This window comes from Jidongwangia harbinensis, assembly GCF_020216025.1.
Taxonomy (GTDB): Bacteria; Actinomycetota; Actinomycetes; order Mycobacteriales; family Micromonosporaceae; genus Actinoplanes; species Actinoplanes harbinensis.
The window spans coordinates 134,637-150,043 of sequence record NZ_JAIWNC010000011.1 but is presented as its reverse complement, the minus strand read 5'-3'; the positions used below and the strand labels follow the sequence as shown (position 1 = coordinate 150,043).

The 15,407-nt window shown below is 72.9% G+C and carries 15 protein-coding genes; 7 read left to right on the top strand and 8 right to left on the bottom strand.

Going from position 1 to position 15,407, the window contains the following annotated elements:
• Positions 1-64 precede the first annotated feature (64 nt).
• From LDL48_RS16885 to ku, 3 genes are read right to left on the bottom strand one after another with little or no spacing between them, the layout of a single operon-like run.
• Positions 65-1,384: an MFS transporter gene (locus LDL48_RS16885; protein WP_225256085.1), complete on the bottom strand. Its 1,320-nt coding sequence runs from the start codon at positions 1,382-1,384 to the stop codon at positions 65-67.
• Between the two features lie 38 nt (positions 1,385-1,422).
• Complete coding sequence (locus LDL48_RS16880) at positions 1,423-1,911, bottom strand: NUDIX domain-containing protein (RefSeq protein WP_225256084.1); 489 nt, start codon at positions 1,909-1,911, stop codon at positions 1,423-1,425.
• Positions 1,912-1,924: 13 nt separating this feature from the next.
• The gene (gene ku / locus LDL48_RS16875; protein WP_225256083.1) at positions 1,925-2,911 is read right to left on the bottom strand and encodes a non-homologous end joining protein Ku; all 987 of its coding nucleotides are present in this window, start codon (positions 2,909-2,911) and stop codon (positions 1,925-1,927) included.
• Positions 2,912-3,005: 94 nt separating this feature from the next.
• Here ku and ligD (LDL48_RS16870) point away from each other — a divergent pair, with 94 nt between their 5' ends.
• From ligD (LDL48_RS16870) to LDL48_RS16855, 4 genes are all read left to right on the top strand, one after another.
• Entirely contained in the window at positions 3,006-3,959 is a 954-nt protein-coding gene (gene ligD / locus LDL48_RS16870) for a non-homologous end-joining DNA ligase (protein WP_225256082.1), read from the top strand.
• On the top strand, positions 3,949-4,863 hold the full coding sequence (gene ligD, locus LDL48_RS16865) for a non-homologous end-joining DNA ligase (protein ID WP_225256081.1): 915 nt from the start codon (positions 3,949-3,951) through the stop codon (positions 4,861-4,863). Before ligD (LDL48_RS16870) ends, ligD (LDL48_RS16865) begins: the two co-directional genes overlap by 11 nt.
• Positions 4,864-4,931: 68 nt before the next feature.
• Positions 4,932-5,270 carry a PadR family transcriptional regulator gene (locus LDL48_RS16860; protein ID WP_225256080.1) on the top strand — a complete coding sequence of 113 codons (339 nt, stop codon included), beginning with the start codon at positions 4,932-4,934 and terminating at the stop codon, positions 5,268-5,270.
• The gene (locus LDL48_RS16855) at positions 5,267-5,725 is read left to right on the top strand and encodes an HAAS signaling domain-containing protein (RefSeq protein WP_225256079.1); all 459 of its coding nucleotides are present in this window, start codon (positions 5,267-5,269) and stop codon (positions 5,723-5,725) included. Before LDL48_RS16860 ends, LDL48_RS16855 begins: the two co-directional genes overlap by 4 nt.
• 1 nt (position 5,726) lies before the next feature.
• Here LDL48_RS16855 and LDL48_RS16850 read toward each other — a convergent pair whose 3' ends face one another.
• Together LDL48_RS16850 and LDL48_RS16845 are read right to left on the bottom strand one after the other, a co-directional pair.
• Entirely contained in the window at positions 5,727-7,388 is a 1,662-nt protein-coding gene (locus LDL48_RS16850) for a DNA repair helicase XPB (protein ID WP_225256078.1), read from the bottom strand.
• Between the two features lie 91 nt (positions 7,389-7,479).
• On the bottom strand, positions 7,480-9,894 hold the full coding sequence (locus LDL48_RS16845) for a helicase-associated domain-containing protein (RefSeq protein WP_225256077.1): 2,415 nt from the start codon (positions 9,892-9,894) through the stop codon (positions 7,480-7,482).
• A 110-nt stretch (positions 9,895-10,004) separates the two neighbouring features.
• Between LDL48_RS16845 and LDL48_RS16840 the strand changes: the two genes are divergently transcribed.
• The 3 genes from LDL48_RS16840 to LDL48_RS16830 are packed head-to-tail and all read left to right on the top strand — an operon-like array spanning position 10,005 to position 11,267.
• On the top strand, positions 10,005-10,217 hold the full coding sequence (locus LDL48_RS16840; RefSeq protein ID WP_225256209.1) for a hypothetical protein: 213 nt from the start codon (positions 10,005-10,007) through the stop codon (positions 10,215-10,217).
• Positions 10,214-10,867, top strand: coding sequence for an HAD family hydrolase (locus tag LDL48_RS16835; RefSeq protein WP_225256076.1), 654 nt, complete (start codon positions 10,214-10,216; stop codon positions 10,865-10,867). The genes LDL48_RS16840 and LDL48_RS16835 overlap by 4 nt, the downstream gene beginning before the upstream one ends.
• A 13-nt stretch (positions 10,868-10,880) precedes the next feature.
• Positions 10,881-11,267 carry a cold-shock protein gene (locus LDL48_RS16830; protein ID WP_225256075.1) on the top strand — a complete coding sequence of 129 codons (387 nt, stop codon included), beginning with the start codon at positions 10,881-10,883 and terminating at the stop codon, positions 11,265-11,267.
• Here LDL48_RS16830 and LDL48_RS16825 read toward each other — a convergent pair.
• The 3 genes from LDL48_RS16825 to LDL48_RS16815 all read right to left on the bottom strand — a co-directional run bounded on the left by LDL48_RS16825 (position 11,264) and on the right by LDL48_RS16815 (position 15,375).
• Positions 11,264-12,070 carry a 1,4-dihydroxy-6-naphtoate synthase gene (locus tag LDL48_RS16825; protein ID WP_225256074.1) on the bottom strand — a complete coding sequence of 269 codons (807 nt, stop codon included), beginning with the start codon at positions 12,068-12,070 and terminating at the stop codon, positions 11,264-11,266. The genes LDL48_RS16830 and LDL48_RS16825 overlap by 4 nt on opposite strands.
• A 387-nt stretch (positions 12,071-12,457) precedes the next feature.
• Positions 12,458-13,207, bottom strand: a complete 750-nt coding sequence (locus LDL48_RS16820; protein ID WP_225256073.1) for a futalosine hydrolase — start codon at positions 13,205-13,207, stop codon at positions 12,458-12,460.
• Positions 13,207-15,375: an MFS transporter gene (locus LDL48_RS16815; RefSeq protein WP_225256072.1), complete on the bottom strand. Its 2,169-nt coding sequence runs from the start codon at positions 15,373-15,375 to the stop codon at positions 13,207-13,209. Before LDL48_RS16815 ends, LDL48_RS16820 begins: the two co-directional genes overlap by 1 nt.
• Positions 15,376-15,407 lie beyond the last annotated feature (32 nt).

Here is a 15,407-nt window from a genome sequence, read left to right as displayed (position 1 = left end):
CGGGCTGACCTGCCGGCAATCTCGAGCGTGCGGCGCGCCGTGCCGGCCGGTACTCGACTGGCCCTCAGCTGCGCAGCGGCCGGTCCGGAGTGGCGCGGGCCGCCGCGGCGGCCCGCCACGCGTCGTCCTCGGCCTGCTTGCGGGCCATGCCGTCGGCCCCGTTGTACCGCACGAACCGCGGCAACGCGGCGGCCAGCGCCGCCGTGCCGACGATGCAGAGCACCCCGCCCACCCAGATCGAACCGCTCACGCCGAGCGAGGTGCGGGCGATCGCGCCCGAGCGCAGCTGTCCCAGCAGCGGCCCGGTGGAGTACGAGAGCATCTCGATCCCGGCCAGGCGCCCGCGCAGGTGGTCCGGGATGGTCTGGCTCCAGATGATGGACCGGAAGATGCCCGAGATCATGTCCGCGGCACCGGCGAAGGCCAGGCACAGCAGGGTCAGCCACAGCATGTCGGACAGGCCCACGCCGATGATGCCGACGCCCCAGGCCGCGGCCGCGAGGACCACCATGAGGCCGTGCCGGTGCACCCGGCCGGTCCAGCCGGAGCCCAGGGTGGCGAGCAGTGATCCGGCGGCCGGGGCGGCGTACAGCAGGCCCAGCACCTTCGGGCCGCCGAGCTGGGTGGCCAGGAACGGGTAGAGCGCCTGGGGCATGCCGAAGAACATGGCGTTGATGTCGACCAGGTAGGTGCCGAGCAGTTCGGGGCGGCTGCGGGCGTACTTCAGGCCGGTCACCACCGACCTGAGCGACGGGCGGTCGGCGTCCGGCGGGGGCGGTACCGCCCGGACCAGCGTGAGGCAGAGCAGGGACACCGCGAAGGTGACCAGGTCGAAGGCGTACACCCATTCCAGGTCGATGGTGGCGATCAGCACGCCGGCCAGGGCCGGGCCGCCCAGCTGGGCGATCTGCATGGAGAGGGACCGCAGCGCCATGGTGGCCGGGATCTCCTCCGGGCGGACCAGCCGGGGGACCATGGCCTCCAGCGCCGGGCGTTGCAGCCCGTCCACGGACGCGGTCAGGGCGGCCACCACGTACAGCAACCAGAGGTGGGGCTCGTCGGAGAGCGCGTTGAGGAGCAGGACTCCGCAGAGCGCGGTCTGGGCGAACTCCGCGCCCCGGACCAGCAGGCGACGGTCCAGGAAGTCGGCCAGCGCGCCGCCGACGAACGCCATGATCAGCAGTGGCACCAGCTCGCAGACGCCGAGCAGGCCGACCATGAGCGGGTCGGCGGTGATCTCCGCGACCTGGAACGGGATCGTCACATAGGTGATGAAGGACCCGAAGCCGGAGATGGAGCCGCCGATGAAGACCAGGCGGTAGTCGCGCGAGGTGCGCAGCGGCGTGAGGTCGAGCCCCAGCCGGCGCCGGGGCCGATCAGTCACGTCAGCGATCCTGCATCAGCGCCCGCGCGGGCGCGACGCTATTTCAAGACCATCCGGCCGGTGCGCTCGAACTCGGCCAGATCGGCCAGGGTCTCGCCGATGATCGGCGACTTCGGCCCGGGCAGCGCGTCCAGCGGGAAGAACCCGGCGTCGACCGATTCCTCGGTCTGCCGTTGCAGCTCACCCTCCCAGGTGTGGATCCGGAAGGACATCAGGATCTGCTGGTACGTGTGACCCCAGTCGTTGGTGTACGTGTACGACGAGTAGAACGCGAACGGGGTCAGCGCCGTCGCCCGCAGCCCGGTCTCCTCCCAGACCTCGCGGATCGCACACTCCTCCATGCTCTCGTCGAGTTCCATCGCGCCGGCCGGGATCGCCCAGCGGTGGTTGTCGGAGCGCTGGATGAGCAGCAGGCGGTTCTGGTCGTCCAGGATGACGCCACGAGCGCCGACGAACAGCAGCGTGTCGGCATCGCCGATGCTGGTGCGGACCCGCCCGAGGTAGGACTCGTTCCACGTCAATGCCACGGGACAACTGTAGTCAGGCGGACTTCTTCGCCGCCTTCTTCGCCGGGGTGGTCTTCTTCGCGGCGGTGCCGGAGGACGCGGCCTTGGTAGCCTTCTTGACCGGGGCGGCCTTCTTGGCGGCGGCCTTCTTCGCCGGGGCGGCCTTGCCGGACGATCCGGAGGACTTCGCCTCGCTGATCGGCGTGGCGCGTACCGTCTCGGCGCGTTCCTCGGGCTTCTCGCCGCGTGCCTTCTTGGCGCGTTCCACGGATGCCTTCAGCGCGGCCATCAGGTCCACCGCGGCGGCCGGCGCCTCCTCGGTCTCCTCCGGCGCGACGACCTCCCGGCCCTCGACCTTGGCGTCGATGACCTCCTGCAGCGCGGCCCGGTAGTTGTCGGTGAACTCCTCCGGCTTGAAGCTGCCGGCCATCGAGTCGATCAGCGAGCTGGCCATGGCCAACTCCGCCGGGCGGGTCTCGATGTCCTCGTCCAGGAACCCGAAGTCGACGTTGCGGACCTCGTCCGGCCAGAGCATGGTGTTGAGCACCAGCACGTCGTCGCGCACCCGCAGCGTGGCGAGCTGCTCCCGCTGGCGCAGCGCGATCTTCACGATGGCCACCCGGTCCGCGTCGCTCAGGGCGTCCCGGAGCAGCACGTACGGCTTGGCCGCCTGGCCCTCGGGCTCGAGGTAGTACGACTTGGCGAACATGATCGGGTCGATCTCGTCGGCCGGAACGAACTGCAGCACGTCGATCGCCCGGGACGTGGTCAGCGGCAGGTCGGCGAAGTCCTCGTCGGTCAGGATGACCATCTCGCCGCCGCCGATGTCGTACCCCTTGGCGATGTCGTCGTAGGTCACCTCCTCGCCGTCGACCGAACACGTGCGCTTGTACTTGATCCGGCCGCCGTCCGTGCGGTGCACCTGGTGGAACCGGATGTCCTTCTCCTCGGTCGCCGAGTAGAGCTTCACGGCGATCGACACCAGGCCGAACGAGACCGCGCCCTTCCAGATCGCCCGCATTGTGCGCCTCCCACCCCCGTGACCTGCTCTCCGATCAAGAATGGCATTAGTGAGACGCCTGCGTAAGGTGTTCGGACCCGCCTATGGTGATCGAGTGCCCGGTGCGCCCCTGTCCCCGATGCTCGCGAGCACGGGTCCGCTGCCGGCCGGCCCGGGCTGGAGCTACGAGTTCAAGTGGGACGGGGTCCGGGTCCTGGCGCTGTTCGACGGCGGCGCGCCGCACCTGTACGCCCGTTCCGGCGCCGTGGTCACGCTGGCCTATCCGGAGCTGACCGGCCTGCGGTTGCCGGCCGGGACGCTGCTGGACGGCGAGATGGTGGTGCTCGACGCGCACGGCCGGCCGTCGTTCACCGCGCTGGCGGAACGGATGCACGTCCGCGAGCCGCTGCGGGCCGCCCGGCTGGCCGGCACGCTGCCGGTCACGTACATGATCTTCGACCTGCTCCGGTTCGGCGGCGAGGACCTGATGCACCTGCCGTACGCGGTGCGCCGGGAGCGGCTGGAGGAGCTGGACCTGGCCGGGCCGCACTGGATGGTCCCGCCGGTCTTCGCGGACGGGGCGGCGACCGCGGCGGCGGCCCGGGAGAACCGGCTCGAGGGCGTGGTGGCGAAGCGGGTGGACACGCCGTACCTGCCCGGTCTGCGCTCACCGGACTGGATCAAGGTGAAGTTCGACCGCACCGGTGACTACGTGATCGGTGGCTGGCGGGCCGGTGCGCGCCGGCTGGGCGGACTGCTGGTCGGCATGCCCGGTCCGGCCGGCCGGCTGCTCTTCCGGGGCCGGGTCGGCGGCGGCATCAGCGGCGCCAGTGAGCAGGAACTGCTGGACGTGCTCCGGCCGCTCGCCGCGCCCGCGTCGCCGTTCGCCGACGGGGCGGTGCCGCGCGAGGATGCGCGCGGCGCGCACTGGGTACGTCCGGAACTGGTGGTCGAGATCCGGTACGGCAACCGCACCCCCGACGGGCGGCTGCGGTTCCCCCGTTTCCTGCGGCTGCGCCCGGACAAGACCCCGGAGGAGTGCGTGGAGGACGACGACGATGCCGGTTAGCGGGAAACAACGGTTCCCGGTCCAGATCGAGGGCCGGGACCTGGAGCTGTCCAACCTCGACAAGATCATGTACCCGGACGCGGGCTTCACCAAGGGTGAGGTCATCGACTACTACACCCGGATCGCGCCGGTGCTGCTGCCGCACCTGCGGGACCGGGCGCTCACCCGGATCCGCTATCCGAACGGCGTCGACGGTGCGCACTTCTTCGAGAAGAACGCCCCGGGCGGGACGCCGGACTGGGTCCGCCTGGAGACGCTGCCGGTGCCCGGGTCCACGAAGAGCCGGGAGACCATCGACTTCGTGGTGGTCGACGAGCTGGCCACGCTGGTCTGGGTGGCCAACCTCGCGTCGCTGGAGCTGCACACGCCGCAATGGCGGATCGGCGCCGACCCGGATCTCATGGTGGTGGACCTGGACCCGGGCGCCCCGGCCGGGCTGAAGGAGTGCTGCGGCGTCGCGGTGCTGATGCGCGACCGGCTGGCCACCGACGGCATCGCCGCGTACCCGAAGACGTCCGGCAAGAAGGGCATGCAGCTGTGCTGCCCGATCGCCGGCGAGCAGGACGCCGAGTACGTCTCCGGCTACGCCCGGAAGGTGGCCGAGGAACTGGCCGCCATGGTGCCGAAGTCGATCACCGCGAAGATGGCGAAGAACCTGCGGCCCGGCAAGATCTTCATCGACTGGAGCCAGAACAACGCGGCGAAGACCACGGTGGCGCCGTACTCGTTGCGGGCGCAGTCGTCGCCGACCGCGTCGACGCCGCTGACCTGGCCGGAGGTCGAGGCGATCGCGACCGGCGAGGAGCCGGCCCGGCAGTACGGCGCGGGCGAGGTGCTGGACCGCGTCTCCGAGCACGGTGACCTGCTGGAAGACCTGCTCAGCCCGGGCCCTCGCCTGCCCTGACCGCCCGATCGGGCACGGGCGGCGAACCTGTCTGGACGTACCTTGCGACGCAAGGTACCGTGGCTGGCATGACTGATGCCGCGCAGCTCTCGACCAGCCTCCGGCGCGGGACGCTGGAGTTCTGCGTCCTGGCCATGGTCGAACGCGAGGACAGCTACGGCACCGAGATCGTGCGCCGGTTCGGGGCCGAGCGGAGCTTGGCCACCTCGGAGGGCACGGTCTACCCCCTGCTCTCCCGGTTGCGCCGGGTCGGTTGGCTGGACAGCAAGTGGAGCGAGTCGCCGGCCGGGCCGCCGCGGCGGTACTACACGCTCACCGACAGCGGCCGGGCGGCACTCCAGCACTTCCGTACCGAGTGGGTTTCGTTTCGACAGACCGTCGACCGTCTGGTGGGGACTGAGGCATGAGCATGAACAGGACCGACGTCGTGGGGGAGTACCTGCGCGAGGTGGAGCTGCGGCTCAGCGGGTTGCCGCTGCTGCAGCGCCGCGAGCTGCTCGCCGATCTGGAGACCCACATCGCCACGCTCCGCGCCGAACAGGGCGCCCAGTCGGAGGGCGAGCTGATCGAGATCCTGGAACGGCTGGGCAGCCCCGAGGTGGTCGCCGCGGCCGCCTACGAGGAGGCCGGTCCGAGGTCCGCTCCCATGCCCGGCCCTATGCCCGGCCCTATGCCCGCGCCGGTGCCCCCGCCGACCGCACCCGCCCAGTCCGCCGGGTCCGGCCTGCCGTGGTGGCTGATCGGGCTGGTGGCGGCGGCCGTCCTGCTGTTCCTGGTGGGCTGCGTCGGCCTGATGTTCTTCGCCCAGACCAGCGGCACGGACGCGCCGCCCCCCGCGCCCGCGATCACCCGCGTCGGTTAGCTCAGTCGATCTGCGGGAGCGACGGTCCGAGCACGTCGTCCGCGTCCACGATGGTGTACGCGTAGCCCTGCTCGGCCAGGAAGCGCTGCCGGTGCGCGGCGTACTCGGTGTCGATGGTGTCCCGGGACACCACCGTGTAGAAGTGCGCCTGCCGGCCGTCCGCCTTCGGGCGCAGCACCCGTCCGAGCCGCTGCGCCTCCTCCTGGCGGGAGCCGAACGTGCCGGACACCTGGATCGCCACCGCCGCCTCCGGCAGGTCGATCGAGAAGTTGCCGACCTTCGAGATGACCAGCGTCTTCACCTCGCCGGACCGGAACGCGTCGAACAGCCGCTCGCGCTCGGAGTTCGTGGTGGAACCCTGCACGATCGGCGCGTCCAGATATTCGCCGAGCTGGTGCAGCTGGTCGATGTACCCGCCGATGACCAGGACCTGCTCGTCCGGGTGCCGGGCGACCAGGGCGCGCACCACGGGCAGCTTGGTGCGGGCGGTGGCCGCCACCCGGTACCGCTCCTCCGCCTCGGTCACCGCGTACGACATCCGCTCCGCGTCGGTGAGCGTGACCCGGACCTCGATGCACTCGGCCGGCGCGATCCAGCCCTGCGCCTCGATGTCCTTCCACGGCGCGTCGTACCGCTTCGGGCCGATCAGCGAGAACACGTCGCCCTCCCGGCCGTCCTCGCGTACCAGCGTCGCGGTCAGGCCGAGCCGGCGGCGGGCCTGCAGATCCGCGGTGAACCGGAAGATCGGCGCCGGGAGCAGGTGCACCTCGTCGTAGATGACCAGGCCCCAGTCGCGGGCGCCGAACAGGTCCAGGTGGGTGAACGCGCCGCCGCGGCGCGAGGTGAGCACCTGGTACGTGGCGATGGTGACCGGCCGGATCTCCTTGCGCTCGCCGGAGTACTCGCCGATCTCGTCCTCGGTCAGCGAGGTGCGCGCCACCAGTTCCCGCTTCCACTGCCGCCCGGCGACGGTGTTCGTCACCAGGATCAGCGTGGTCGCCTTGGCGGTGGCCATCGCGGCCGCGCCCACCAGCGTCTTACCGGCACCGCAGGGCAGCACCACCACGCCCGAGCCGCCGGCCCAGAACCCGTCCACCGCCTCCTGCTGGTACGAGCGCAGGTGCCAGCCGTCCTCGGCCAGCTCGATCGGGTGCGCCTCGCCGTCGACGTAACCGGCCAGGTCCTCGGCCGGCCAGCCGAGCTTCAACAGCGCCTGCTTGAGGCGGCCGCGCTCGGAGGCGTGCACCGCGATCGTCTCGTCGTCGAGCCGGGCACCGAGCATGCCGGCCAGCTTCTTGCTCTTGCTCACCTCGAGCAGCACGATCTTGTCCAGGCCGCGCAGCACCAGGCCGTGGTTCGGGTCGTTGGCGAGCTGCAGCCGGCCGTACCGGTCCATGGTGTCGGCGACGTCGACCAGCAGCGCGTGCGGCACCGGGTACCGGGAGAACTTGATCAGTGAGTCCACCACCCCCTCGGCGTCGTGGCCGGCGGCGCGGGCGTTCCACAGACCGAGCGGGGTCAGCCGGTAGGTGTGCACGTGCTCGGGCGAACGCTCCAGCTCGGCGAACGGCGCGATCGCCATCCGGCACGCCTGGGCGTCGGGGTGGTCCACCTCCAGCAGCAGAGTCTTGTCGGACTGCACGATCAGGGGTCCGCCGCTCACCAAGGTGCCCTTCTACGGACGGGAAAAGACCCTCCAGTCTGGCACACCATCCGCAGCCCCACCGCCGCCCTTGTCCGGACTGCAGCGAGCTCTATTCCTCCGGCACGGCCGCCGTGATCCGGTGCAGGGCGAAGGTGTGCAGCGTCTCAGTCCGCTCGTCCTCGGCGCGCAGGAAGCCGGCGCTCAACGAGACCGGGCGCACCAGCCGGGACAGCGTGGAACCGTGCGAATCCACGTACCCCACCCAGACCCGGGCCTTCTCGCGTACCGCCTGCTGCAGCACGGCCATCGCCTGGCCGTGCGCCTGCACCGCGGTCAGGCCGGGCCCGGGCTGGCCGTTCGCGGCGCGGACCGTGATCGGCGCGCGCCGGGCCGCGCGGGTGGCGACGTCGCCCCGGCGGATCTGCTCGACCACGCCGGCCAGGCGCGGCCCGGCCAGCATCGGCGGCCCGCTGTGGTCGACCCGGGCGGACACCGGGGTACGGCTCGGCGCCCGCCGCACCTTCGGCCGGGACAGCACCGCGGCACCACCGGCGTCCTCGGCGACCGGCGCGAACCCCGCGTCGCGCAGCGCCCCCAGCAGTCGGCTCACCTGGTAGGGGCTGACCAGCACGGTGGGAGCCAGCCGGCGCAGCGCCAGCACACTGAGCCGCTTGTCCGCCATCACCTCGGCCAACAGGGCCTCGTCGTCGCTGCGCAGGTACCCGCCCGCCGAGCCGGCCCGCAGCCCGCCGTGCTTGCGGGCCGCGTCGTCGATCAGGTAGGTGAGCGCCTGCGGCACCGGGGTACGGGACCGCCGCCGGAACAGCGCGTGCAGGTCACCGGCGCTGTACCCGACGTCGAGCGCACGCCGCACGCTGGCCGTGGTGACCCGGTGCACGCTGGCGCCACCGGCCGACTCCGGTTCCGCCACCACCTCCAGCTCGGCGGCCAGCTCCGGCTCCGGCGGCCCCGGCACCACCACCGACAGGTCGGCCTGCACCAGCACGTGGTCGACCGGCGCCGGCAACAGCGAGTCCAGGGCCCGGATCGCGTCGGACGTCTCGGACGTCTCGGCGCCGAGCGGGTCCGCCTCCGCCTCCGATCGGTCCGCGGTCAACAACCGCGCGTACGACGTCAGCGCGTTCAGCGCGGTGGCGCCGAGCGTGGCGGCACCGGCCAGCGCGTCCCGGTGCGCCGCCTCCCGCCCGCGCGCCCGCCGCGGAGCCTGCCAGCTCAGCAGCTCCAACACCGCGGTCACCGGCGGCGCGGTGCCGGCCGGCAACCCGGCCAGGGCGTGCAGCGCCTCGCGGCGGGCCTGCGGTGCGCCGCCGCGTTCCGCCTCGGGGGAGAGCGCGTTGATCGGCCGGTCCCGCTCGTCGCGCTGCCCGACCAGCCCCGGCTGCCGGGTCATCGCCAGCCAGGCCACGGCCAGCGCGTGCCAGCGCCGGGCGACACTCAGCGCGCGCCACAGGTCGTACGCGCCGGTGGGCAGGAAGATCTCGTCCAGGCCGCCGCTCGCCCGGCTGACCGTGACCGCGCGTGCCGAGCCCCCCGCCTCCGCCTCGCCGAGCAGGCCGGCCGCGTACGCCACCTCGAGAAACAACGCGGCCGAGGACTCGTCCACGCCGGACGCGCGGGCCAGGCGTTTGAGGTCGCGTACCCCCAGCCCGCCGGTCTTCAGCACCGGTGCCGGCTCGGCGGCCAGCGCCTCCAGGAGCACCTCGGTGGTGCGTACCGCCTCCATGGCCTGCCCGGCACCGGCCGAGTCGACCGCCTTCGGGTCGCGGGCCGGGCCGTCCGGCGTGGGCGGCGCCGGCCGCAGCGGGCCCAGCGGCCCGGTGTCGCGGCGCAGCAGCATGCCCACCTCGCGCGGCAGCTCGACCAGCTCACCGTCCGGCCGTGGGGCCCGGCCGGCGTCCGAGATCGGCACCAGGATGTGGTTGTCGACCAGCCAGCGCACCGGCTCGGCCATCGCCGCGGTGCCGTTCAGCGCGCCGACCGGCGGGCCGGCGGCCAGCCGGTCCAGCACCGCGCGGGCGCCCGGCGGCGCGGACAGTACGGTCCGCCGCAGCTTCGCCCGGTCCGCGCAGAGCGCCGCCGCCCGCGGGTCCAGGAAGTCGGCCGGCCGGCCCAGACCTGCCGGGTAGGGCGAGGTGACCTCGTCCACCGCGCCCACCACCTGCAGCGCGTCCGGTGCACCGGCCAGCAGGAACCGGTCGCGGAGCCGGTCGACGGCCGACCGCACCTCGTCCGCCGGCCCGTCCGCGGCCAGCGCCAGGATCGCGTCCACCGACGTCAGCGCGGTCTCCGCGGACCGGGTCAGCCGGGCCGCGTCGAGGACCTGCAGGGTGAACTCGTCGAGCGCGTCCAGACAGCGGGCCACCGAGCCGCGGGACTGGGCACGTACCGCCAGCGCGGACAGATCGGAGGGCACGGGTACGACAAGGTCCGGGCGCACCCGGATGAGTGCGCCCAGTGCCTCGTCGGAGAGCGCGCGGAGCTGGTCGGCGAATGAGGTGGTCATCGCTCTCCACGCTAGCCGCGTCCTCCGGGCACCGCGTACCCACCGCGCTCGTGGGACGATGGTGAAGGGTTCGGGGTTGGCCGGGCCGACGAGGGACGAGGGGGACAGTCGTGGCCGCAGAGCCGACGATGCCGGGCACCGGCGTGACCGAGAACGACGGGACCGAGTCGCCGGGCGCGGCGCCCGGCCCGGTGTACGGCGGCCACCTGCCCGTGTCCGAGCTGATCGCGGACCGGCCGGCGGCGCCGTCGCCGTTCGGTGACGACCAGACCTTCCCGCTGCCGGTGGAGGAACTGACGTACACGCCGACGACCACACCGTGACCGGAGCGGTCGGGTTCGACCTGGACATGACGCTGATCGACTCCCGGCCGGGCATCGCGGCGGCGTACCGCGCGCTCACCGCGCAGACCGGGGTGTTCGTCGACGCCGACCTCGCGGTCAGCCGGCTGGGGCCGCCATTGCGCACCGAGCTGCGCAACTGGTTCCCGGCCGACGACCTGGAGGCGGCGGTCACCGCGTACCGCACGCTCTACGCCGAGCACGCCATCGTCCCGACGCGGTCGATGCCGGGCGCGGTGGAGGCGTTGCGGGCGGTCCGGGCGCTGGGTCTCCGCGTGGTGGTCGTCACCTCCAAGATCGGGCGGCTGGCCGCACTGCACCTGAAGCACCTCGACCTCGTCGCCGACGAGCTGGCCGGTGACCTGTTCGCCGAGGGCAAGGCGGCGGCGCTGACCGAGCACGGGGTGCGGTGGTATGTGGGTGATCACGTCGGTGACATGGTCGCCGCGCGCACCGCCGGCGTACCCGGCATCGGCGTCGCCACCGGCCCCTGCGGCGCCGACGAGTTGCGTGCCGCCGGTGCGTCGTACGTGCTCGACGACCTGACCGCCCTGCCCGATCTCCTGCGGCGGATAACGGTTGGGTCCGGCACGAACTCCTCGATAGCCTTGAAGTCACGTTCCAGCGAATGAGTTGAGGTCAGCGGTGCCCACGGGTCGAGTGAAGTGGTACGACGCGGCGAAGGGATTCGGTTTCGTCACCAGTGACGAAGGCGGGGACGTGTTCCTGCCCAAGGGTTCGCTGCCGGCCGGGGTGGCCGAGCTGAAAACCGGCCAGCGCATCGAGTTCGGCGTGGTGGACAGCCGCAAGGGCGCCCAGGCGCTCGGCGTGAAGGTGCTGGACGCCCCGCCGTCCGTGGCCGAACTGCGGCGCCGGCCGGCCGACGAACTGCACGGCATGGTCGAGGACATGATCAAGGTGCTGGAGGGCAAGGTGCAGCCCGACCTGCGCCGGGGCCGCTACCCCGACAAGCGCACCGCGCAGAAGGTCGCGCAGCTCGTGCACGCGGTCGCCCGCGAGCTGGAGATCTAGCGCAGCGTCACCGCAGGGGTGATCCCGGCCGCCGCCGCACGTCCGAGCAGGGCGTCGGCGGCGGCGTACCCCTCGTCGCCCAGATCCAGCGAGAACTCGTTCACGTACAGCCCGATGTGCTGCCGTACGACCTCGGGTTCCATCTCCTGGGCGTGCGCGAGGACGAACTCGCGGCTCGCGTCCGGGTCCGCCCACGCCATGCTCACCGAGGTGCGGATCCACTCCGCCGCCTCGGCCGGATCCACCACGCCGCGCTTCGCCAGGATCGCGCCGAGCGGGATGGGCAGGCCGGTGTCCTTCTCCCACCACTCGCCCAGGTCGGCCAGCGCGGTCAGGCCGAACCGCGGATAGGTGAAGCGGGCCTCGTGGATGACCAGGCCCGCGTCGTACGTGCCGTCGGCCACCCCCGGCATGATCCGGTCGAACGGCACCACTTCCACCTTCGCCGGCGGCCGGTCCGCGGACCAGAGACGGAACAACAGGTACGCCGTGGTCCGGTCGCCCGGCACGGCCACCGTGGCGCCGGTCAGATCGCGGTCCTCCCGGGCCAGCACCAGCGGGCCGCAGCCCCGGCCGAGGGCGCCGCCGCAGGGCAGCAGTTGGTATTGGCCGAGCAGCCACGGCAGGGCCGCGAAGCTCACCTTGACCAGGTCGTACGCACCCTTCTCGGCGGCCGTGTTGGTGACGTCCACATCGGCGAACGTGAGATCCACGTGGGGCGCGCCGGGGATCAGCCCGTGCACCAGCGCGTGGAAGATGAAGGTGTCGTTCGGACAAGGTGAGACCGCAAGGGAAAACGCCACGTCCCCACGCTAACGGGACCGGTGGGCCGAACCGCGCCCTCGTCACTGTCTCTCCGCACACACTCGCCGGCTTCCACCGGGCCTGCTCCGGTGGCGCCACCTCTCGACCGTGTTGAGGCCCGGTGCGGAGCGTGCCGCTTCTCCACACGTTGTGCTCTGCCGGGCGGGGCGTGTCGAGTTCCGGCAGGGAGCGCACCATTCCTCCACACGCTGTGCCGAGCGCGGCCGTGGACCTTCCTCGGACGCGGTGTCCGATGACCCCAGGGATCGCGCGGGCGTGCCTGCTAACCGGGGATGGTGACCCGGGGATCGCGCGGGCGTGACCGCTAACCGGGGACGGTGACCCGGGGATCGCGCGGCGTGACCGCTAACCGGGGAGCGTGACCGCTAACCGGGGAGGATGAAAGCGGCCGAAGCGGCTGCCGTGAGGGCGGCCAGGGCCTCGGGGATCCGCCAGGCGGCCCGGTCGCGGGGGCCGACGAGGTTGGAGATGGTCCGCAGTTCCGCGAACGGCACACCGGCCCCGGCCGCCGCACAGGCCACGCCGTAGCCCTCCATCGCCTCGGCGGCCGCGTCCGGATGCGCGACGGCCAGGCGGTCCGCGGTGACGGCGGTGCCGGTGACCGTGGCCAGCGTGAGGATGTCGCCGACCACGGCCGTCGGCAACGCGGACCGCAGGAGTTCCCGCAGGTCCTTGTCGGTGTCGTGGTGGCTGGTGCCGAAGCCGAGTTGGTCCACCGTGCGGAAACCGTCCGGCGTCTCCGCACCCAGGTCGGCGGCGACGCTGCGGGTGCCCACCACGGTGGCGCCGACCTCGGCCCGGCCGGGGAAGCCGCCCGCGATGCCGGCACTGATCACCGCGTGGAACGGGTCACCTCCGGCCTCGGCGAGCGCGAGCAACCGGGCGGTACCGGCCGCGGCGACGGCCGAACCGACCCCGACCGCCGCGACGGTAACCCGGATCTTCCGGTCGCCGGCCGGGATCGCGTCGGCCTTCGCCGGGGTGGTGACGGCGGCCGCCCGGTCGCCGGTTCGGGTTGGGTGGGTTTTCGCCGGGGTGGCGCCGGCCGTCTGGTCGCCGGCTCGGATCGCGTCGGCCTCCGCGGGGACGGCGGTGACCACCAGCAAGCGCCGCATCAGTCGTGCGCGCCCTGGTCGCCGTGGGACTCGGCGGCCGAGGAGGGGCGGTAGACGTGATAGCCGGGCGGTGCCAGCGCCGGGTCCGGACCGGTGGGCTGGTGAGCGGTGGGCTGGTGAGCGGTGGGCTGGCGAACCGCAGGCTGTGGAACGGTGGGCTGTGGAACGGTCGGTTGCGGAACCGTCGGCTGCGCGGCCGTCGGGTGCGACTCGGACGGGGACGGGCCGGTTGACCGGGACCTACGCGGCCAACCGAAGCGCCGCTTGGGCCGCGCCGGAGGCTCGACCAGCGTCGGGTCGGGACGGTCGCCGGATGCATCGCCGTGGTCGCCGCCGCCGTCGGTCGGTCGTCGACCACCGGACGGCTCGCCGCGCCCACCGTGCGGGCCCGGTCGGCCGGTGGCCGCGCCGGACGAAATTCCGGCCGGGCGAGGGGCCCCAGCACCGCCTCGGGCCGGCGCCTCCGCCGGCCGGGTGGCGCCGCGAGCCGCCGGCTGGGTGGTGCCTTGGGCCGCCGGCTGGGTGGTGCCTTGGGCCGCCGGCTGGGTGGTGCCTTGGGCCGCCGGCTGGGTGGTGCCGCGTGCCGGCGGCTGGGTGGCGCCGCGGGCCGGGGCGTTTCCCGGCTGGGTGGTGCCACGGGTTGCGGCCGCCGGGTGGCTGGTGCCGCCGCGCGACGGTGGGGCCACGGTGGGGGCGTCCGGCCACGGGTCGGCCGGCTCGCCGGGGCGGGTCGCGGGGGCTGCCGAGTCGCCGGCCGCCGTGGACGGCTCGTCGTCGACCACCCGGGTCTCGTCGTCGGGGGTGGAGTCGGGCCGGCCGTGCAGGCGTTCGCCGTGCAGCCGGGCCGCGACGTACCCGGCGCGGAGGGCGGCGGTCACGGCCAGCGCCGCGGCCATCGCCACGCCCAGCCGGCCGGTGAACGGGATGATGCCGACCGCACCGCCGATCACCCAGGCCATCATGAGCACGGTCTCGGAGTGGGCGAACGCGGTGGATCGGAGGCGTTCCGGTACGCGTTCCTGGATGCTGGCGTCGATCGCGAGCTTGGAGATGCCGCTGAAGACCGCCGCGACCAGGGACAACAGGGCCACCATCGGCAGCGTGTAGAAGATCGTGGCCAGCACCGCCACGCCCGCCGTGATGGTCAGACCGCTGGACTGCAGGGCGGTGGGCCGGCGGATGCGCAGCCGGGTGCCGATCGCGGTGGCCAGGAAGGTGCCGGCCGCCAGGGCGCCGCCGATCAGGGCCACCGCGCCCTGGTTGCCGAAGTCCCGGCCGGCGACGGTGGTGGCCAGGTCGCCGGCCTTGATCGCGAAGGCGAAGTAGAGCAGCAGGAAGCCGTACAGCAGGCGGAGGCTGGCGCTGCCGATCAGCGTGTTGACGACGAGCGGGCCGGAGAGCGGGCGGTCGGTGCCGCGGCGCAGACGCAGCACGGTGCGGATCGGGCGGGGCATCTCCTCGGGCGGATCCGAGTCGGCCCGGGGCGGCAGGCGCAGCGAGATGACCATGCCGACGATGAAGATCACCGACGCCACCCGCAGCGACCACTGCGGACCGACCCAGAACGCGGCCAGGCCGATCGGTGCCACGATCGCGCCGGCGAACGTACCGTAGAGACTTGCTCTGGCACCGACCTGCGACAGGCCGACGCCGTCCGGCAGCAGCCGGGGCACCGCGGCCGAGCGGGCCACGCCGTAGGCGCGGGACAGCGCCAGCACGCCGAAGGCGGCCGGATAGAGACCGAAGCCGAGCAGGTTGTCGGAGATGACGTACGCCAGGAACGCCCGTCCCAGCATCGTGCTGGCCAGCGCATATCGCCGACCGTGCCGGAAGTGGTCGAGCAGCGGGCCGACCACCGGCGCCAGCAGCGCGAACGGCACCATCGTGATGAGCAGGTACAGCGCGACCTTGCTGCGGGCCTCGCCCAGTGGCGCGTTGAAGAAGATGGTCCCGGCCAGGCCGATGGCGATCAGCGTGTCTCCGGCGCAGGAGATCGCGTGCAGATCGAAGAGGCGCACCATGCCGATTTCGTTGGCCGCGCCCTTGGCCCGGGCGTCACCCACCCGGCGGGTCGCCCAGGCGCTGCCGCGCACGGAACCGCGCACCAGCAGGCGGACCGCCCGCACACCGGTGCCGACCGTCCGTCCGAGTGTGGGTAGCAACGGCATGGGACCATCCTGACTGATCCGGGCGACCCGCG

Excerpts from the sequence above, each read along its gene's own strand:
- ku (WP_225256083.1), bottom strand. The coding sequence starts at position 2,911 with ATGCGGGCGATCTGGAAGGGCGCGGTCTCGTTCGGCCTGGTGTCGATC.
- ligD (WP_225256081.1), top strand. The coding sequence starts at position 3,949 with ATGCCGGTTAGCGGGAAACAACGGTTCCCGGTCCAGATCGAGGGCCGG.
- LDL48_RS16860 (WP_225256080.1), top strand. The coding sequence starts at position 4,932 with ATGACTGATGCCGCGCAGCTCTCGACCAGCCTCCGGCGCGGGACGCTG.
- LDL48_RS16855 (WP_225256079.1), top strand. The coding sequence starts at position 5,267 with ATGAGCATGAACAGGACCGACGTCGTGGGGGAGTACCTGCGCGAGGTG.
- LDL48_RS16845 (WP_225256077.1), bottom strand. The coding sequence starts at position 9,894 with ATGACCACCTCATTCGCCGACCAGCTCCGCGCGCTCTCCGACGAGGCA.
- LDL48_RS16820 (WP_225256073.1), bottom strand. The coding sequence starts at position 13,207 with ATGCGGCGCTTGCTGGTGGTCACCGCCGTCCCCGCGGAGGCCGACGCG.
- LDL48_RS16815 (WP_225256072.1), bottom strand. The coding sequence starts at position 15,375 with ATGCCGTTGCTACCCACACTCGGACGGACGGTCGGCACCGGTGTGCGG.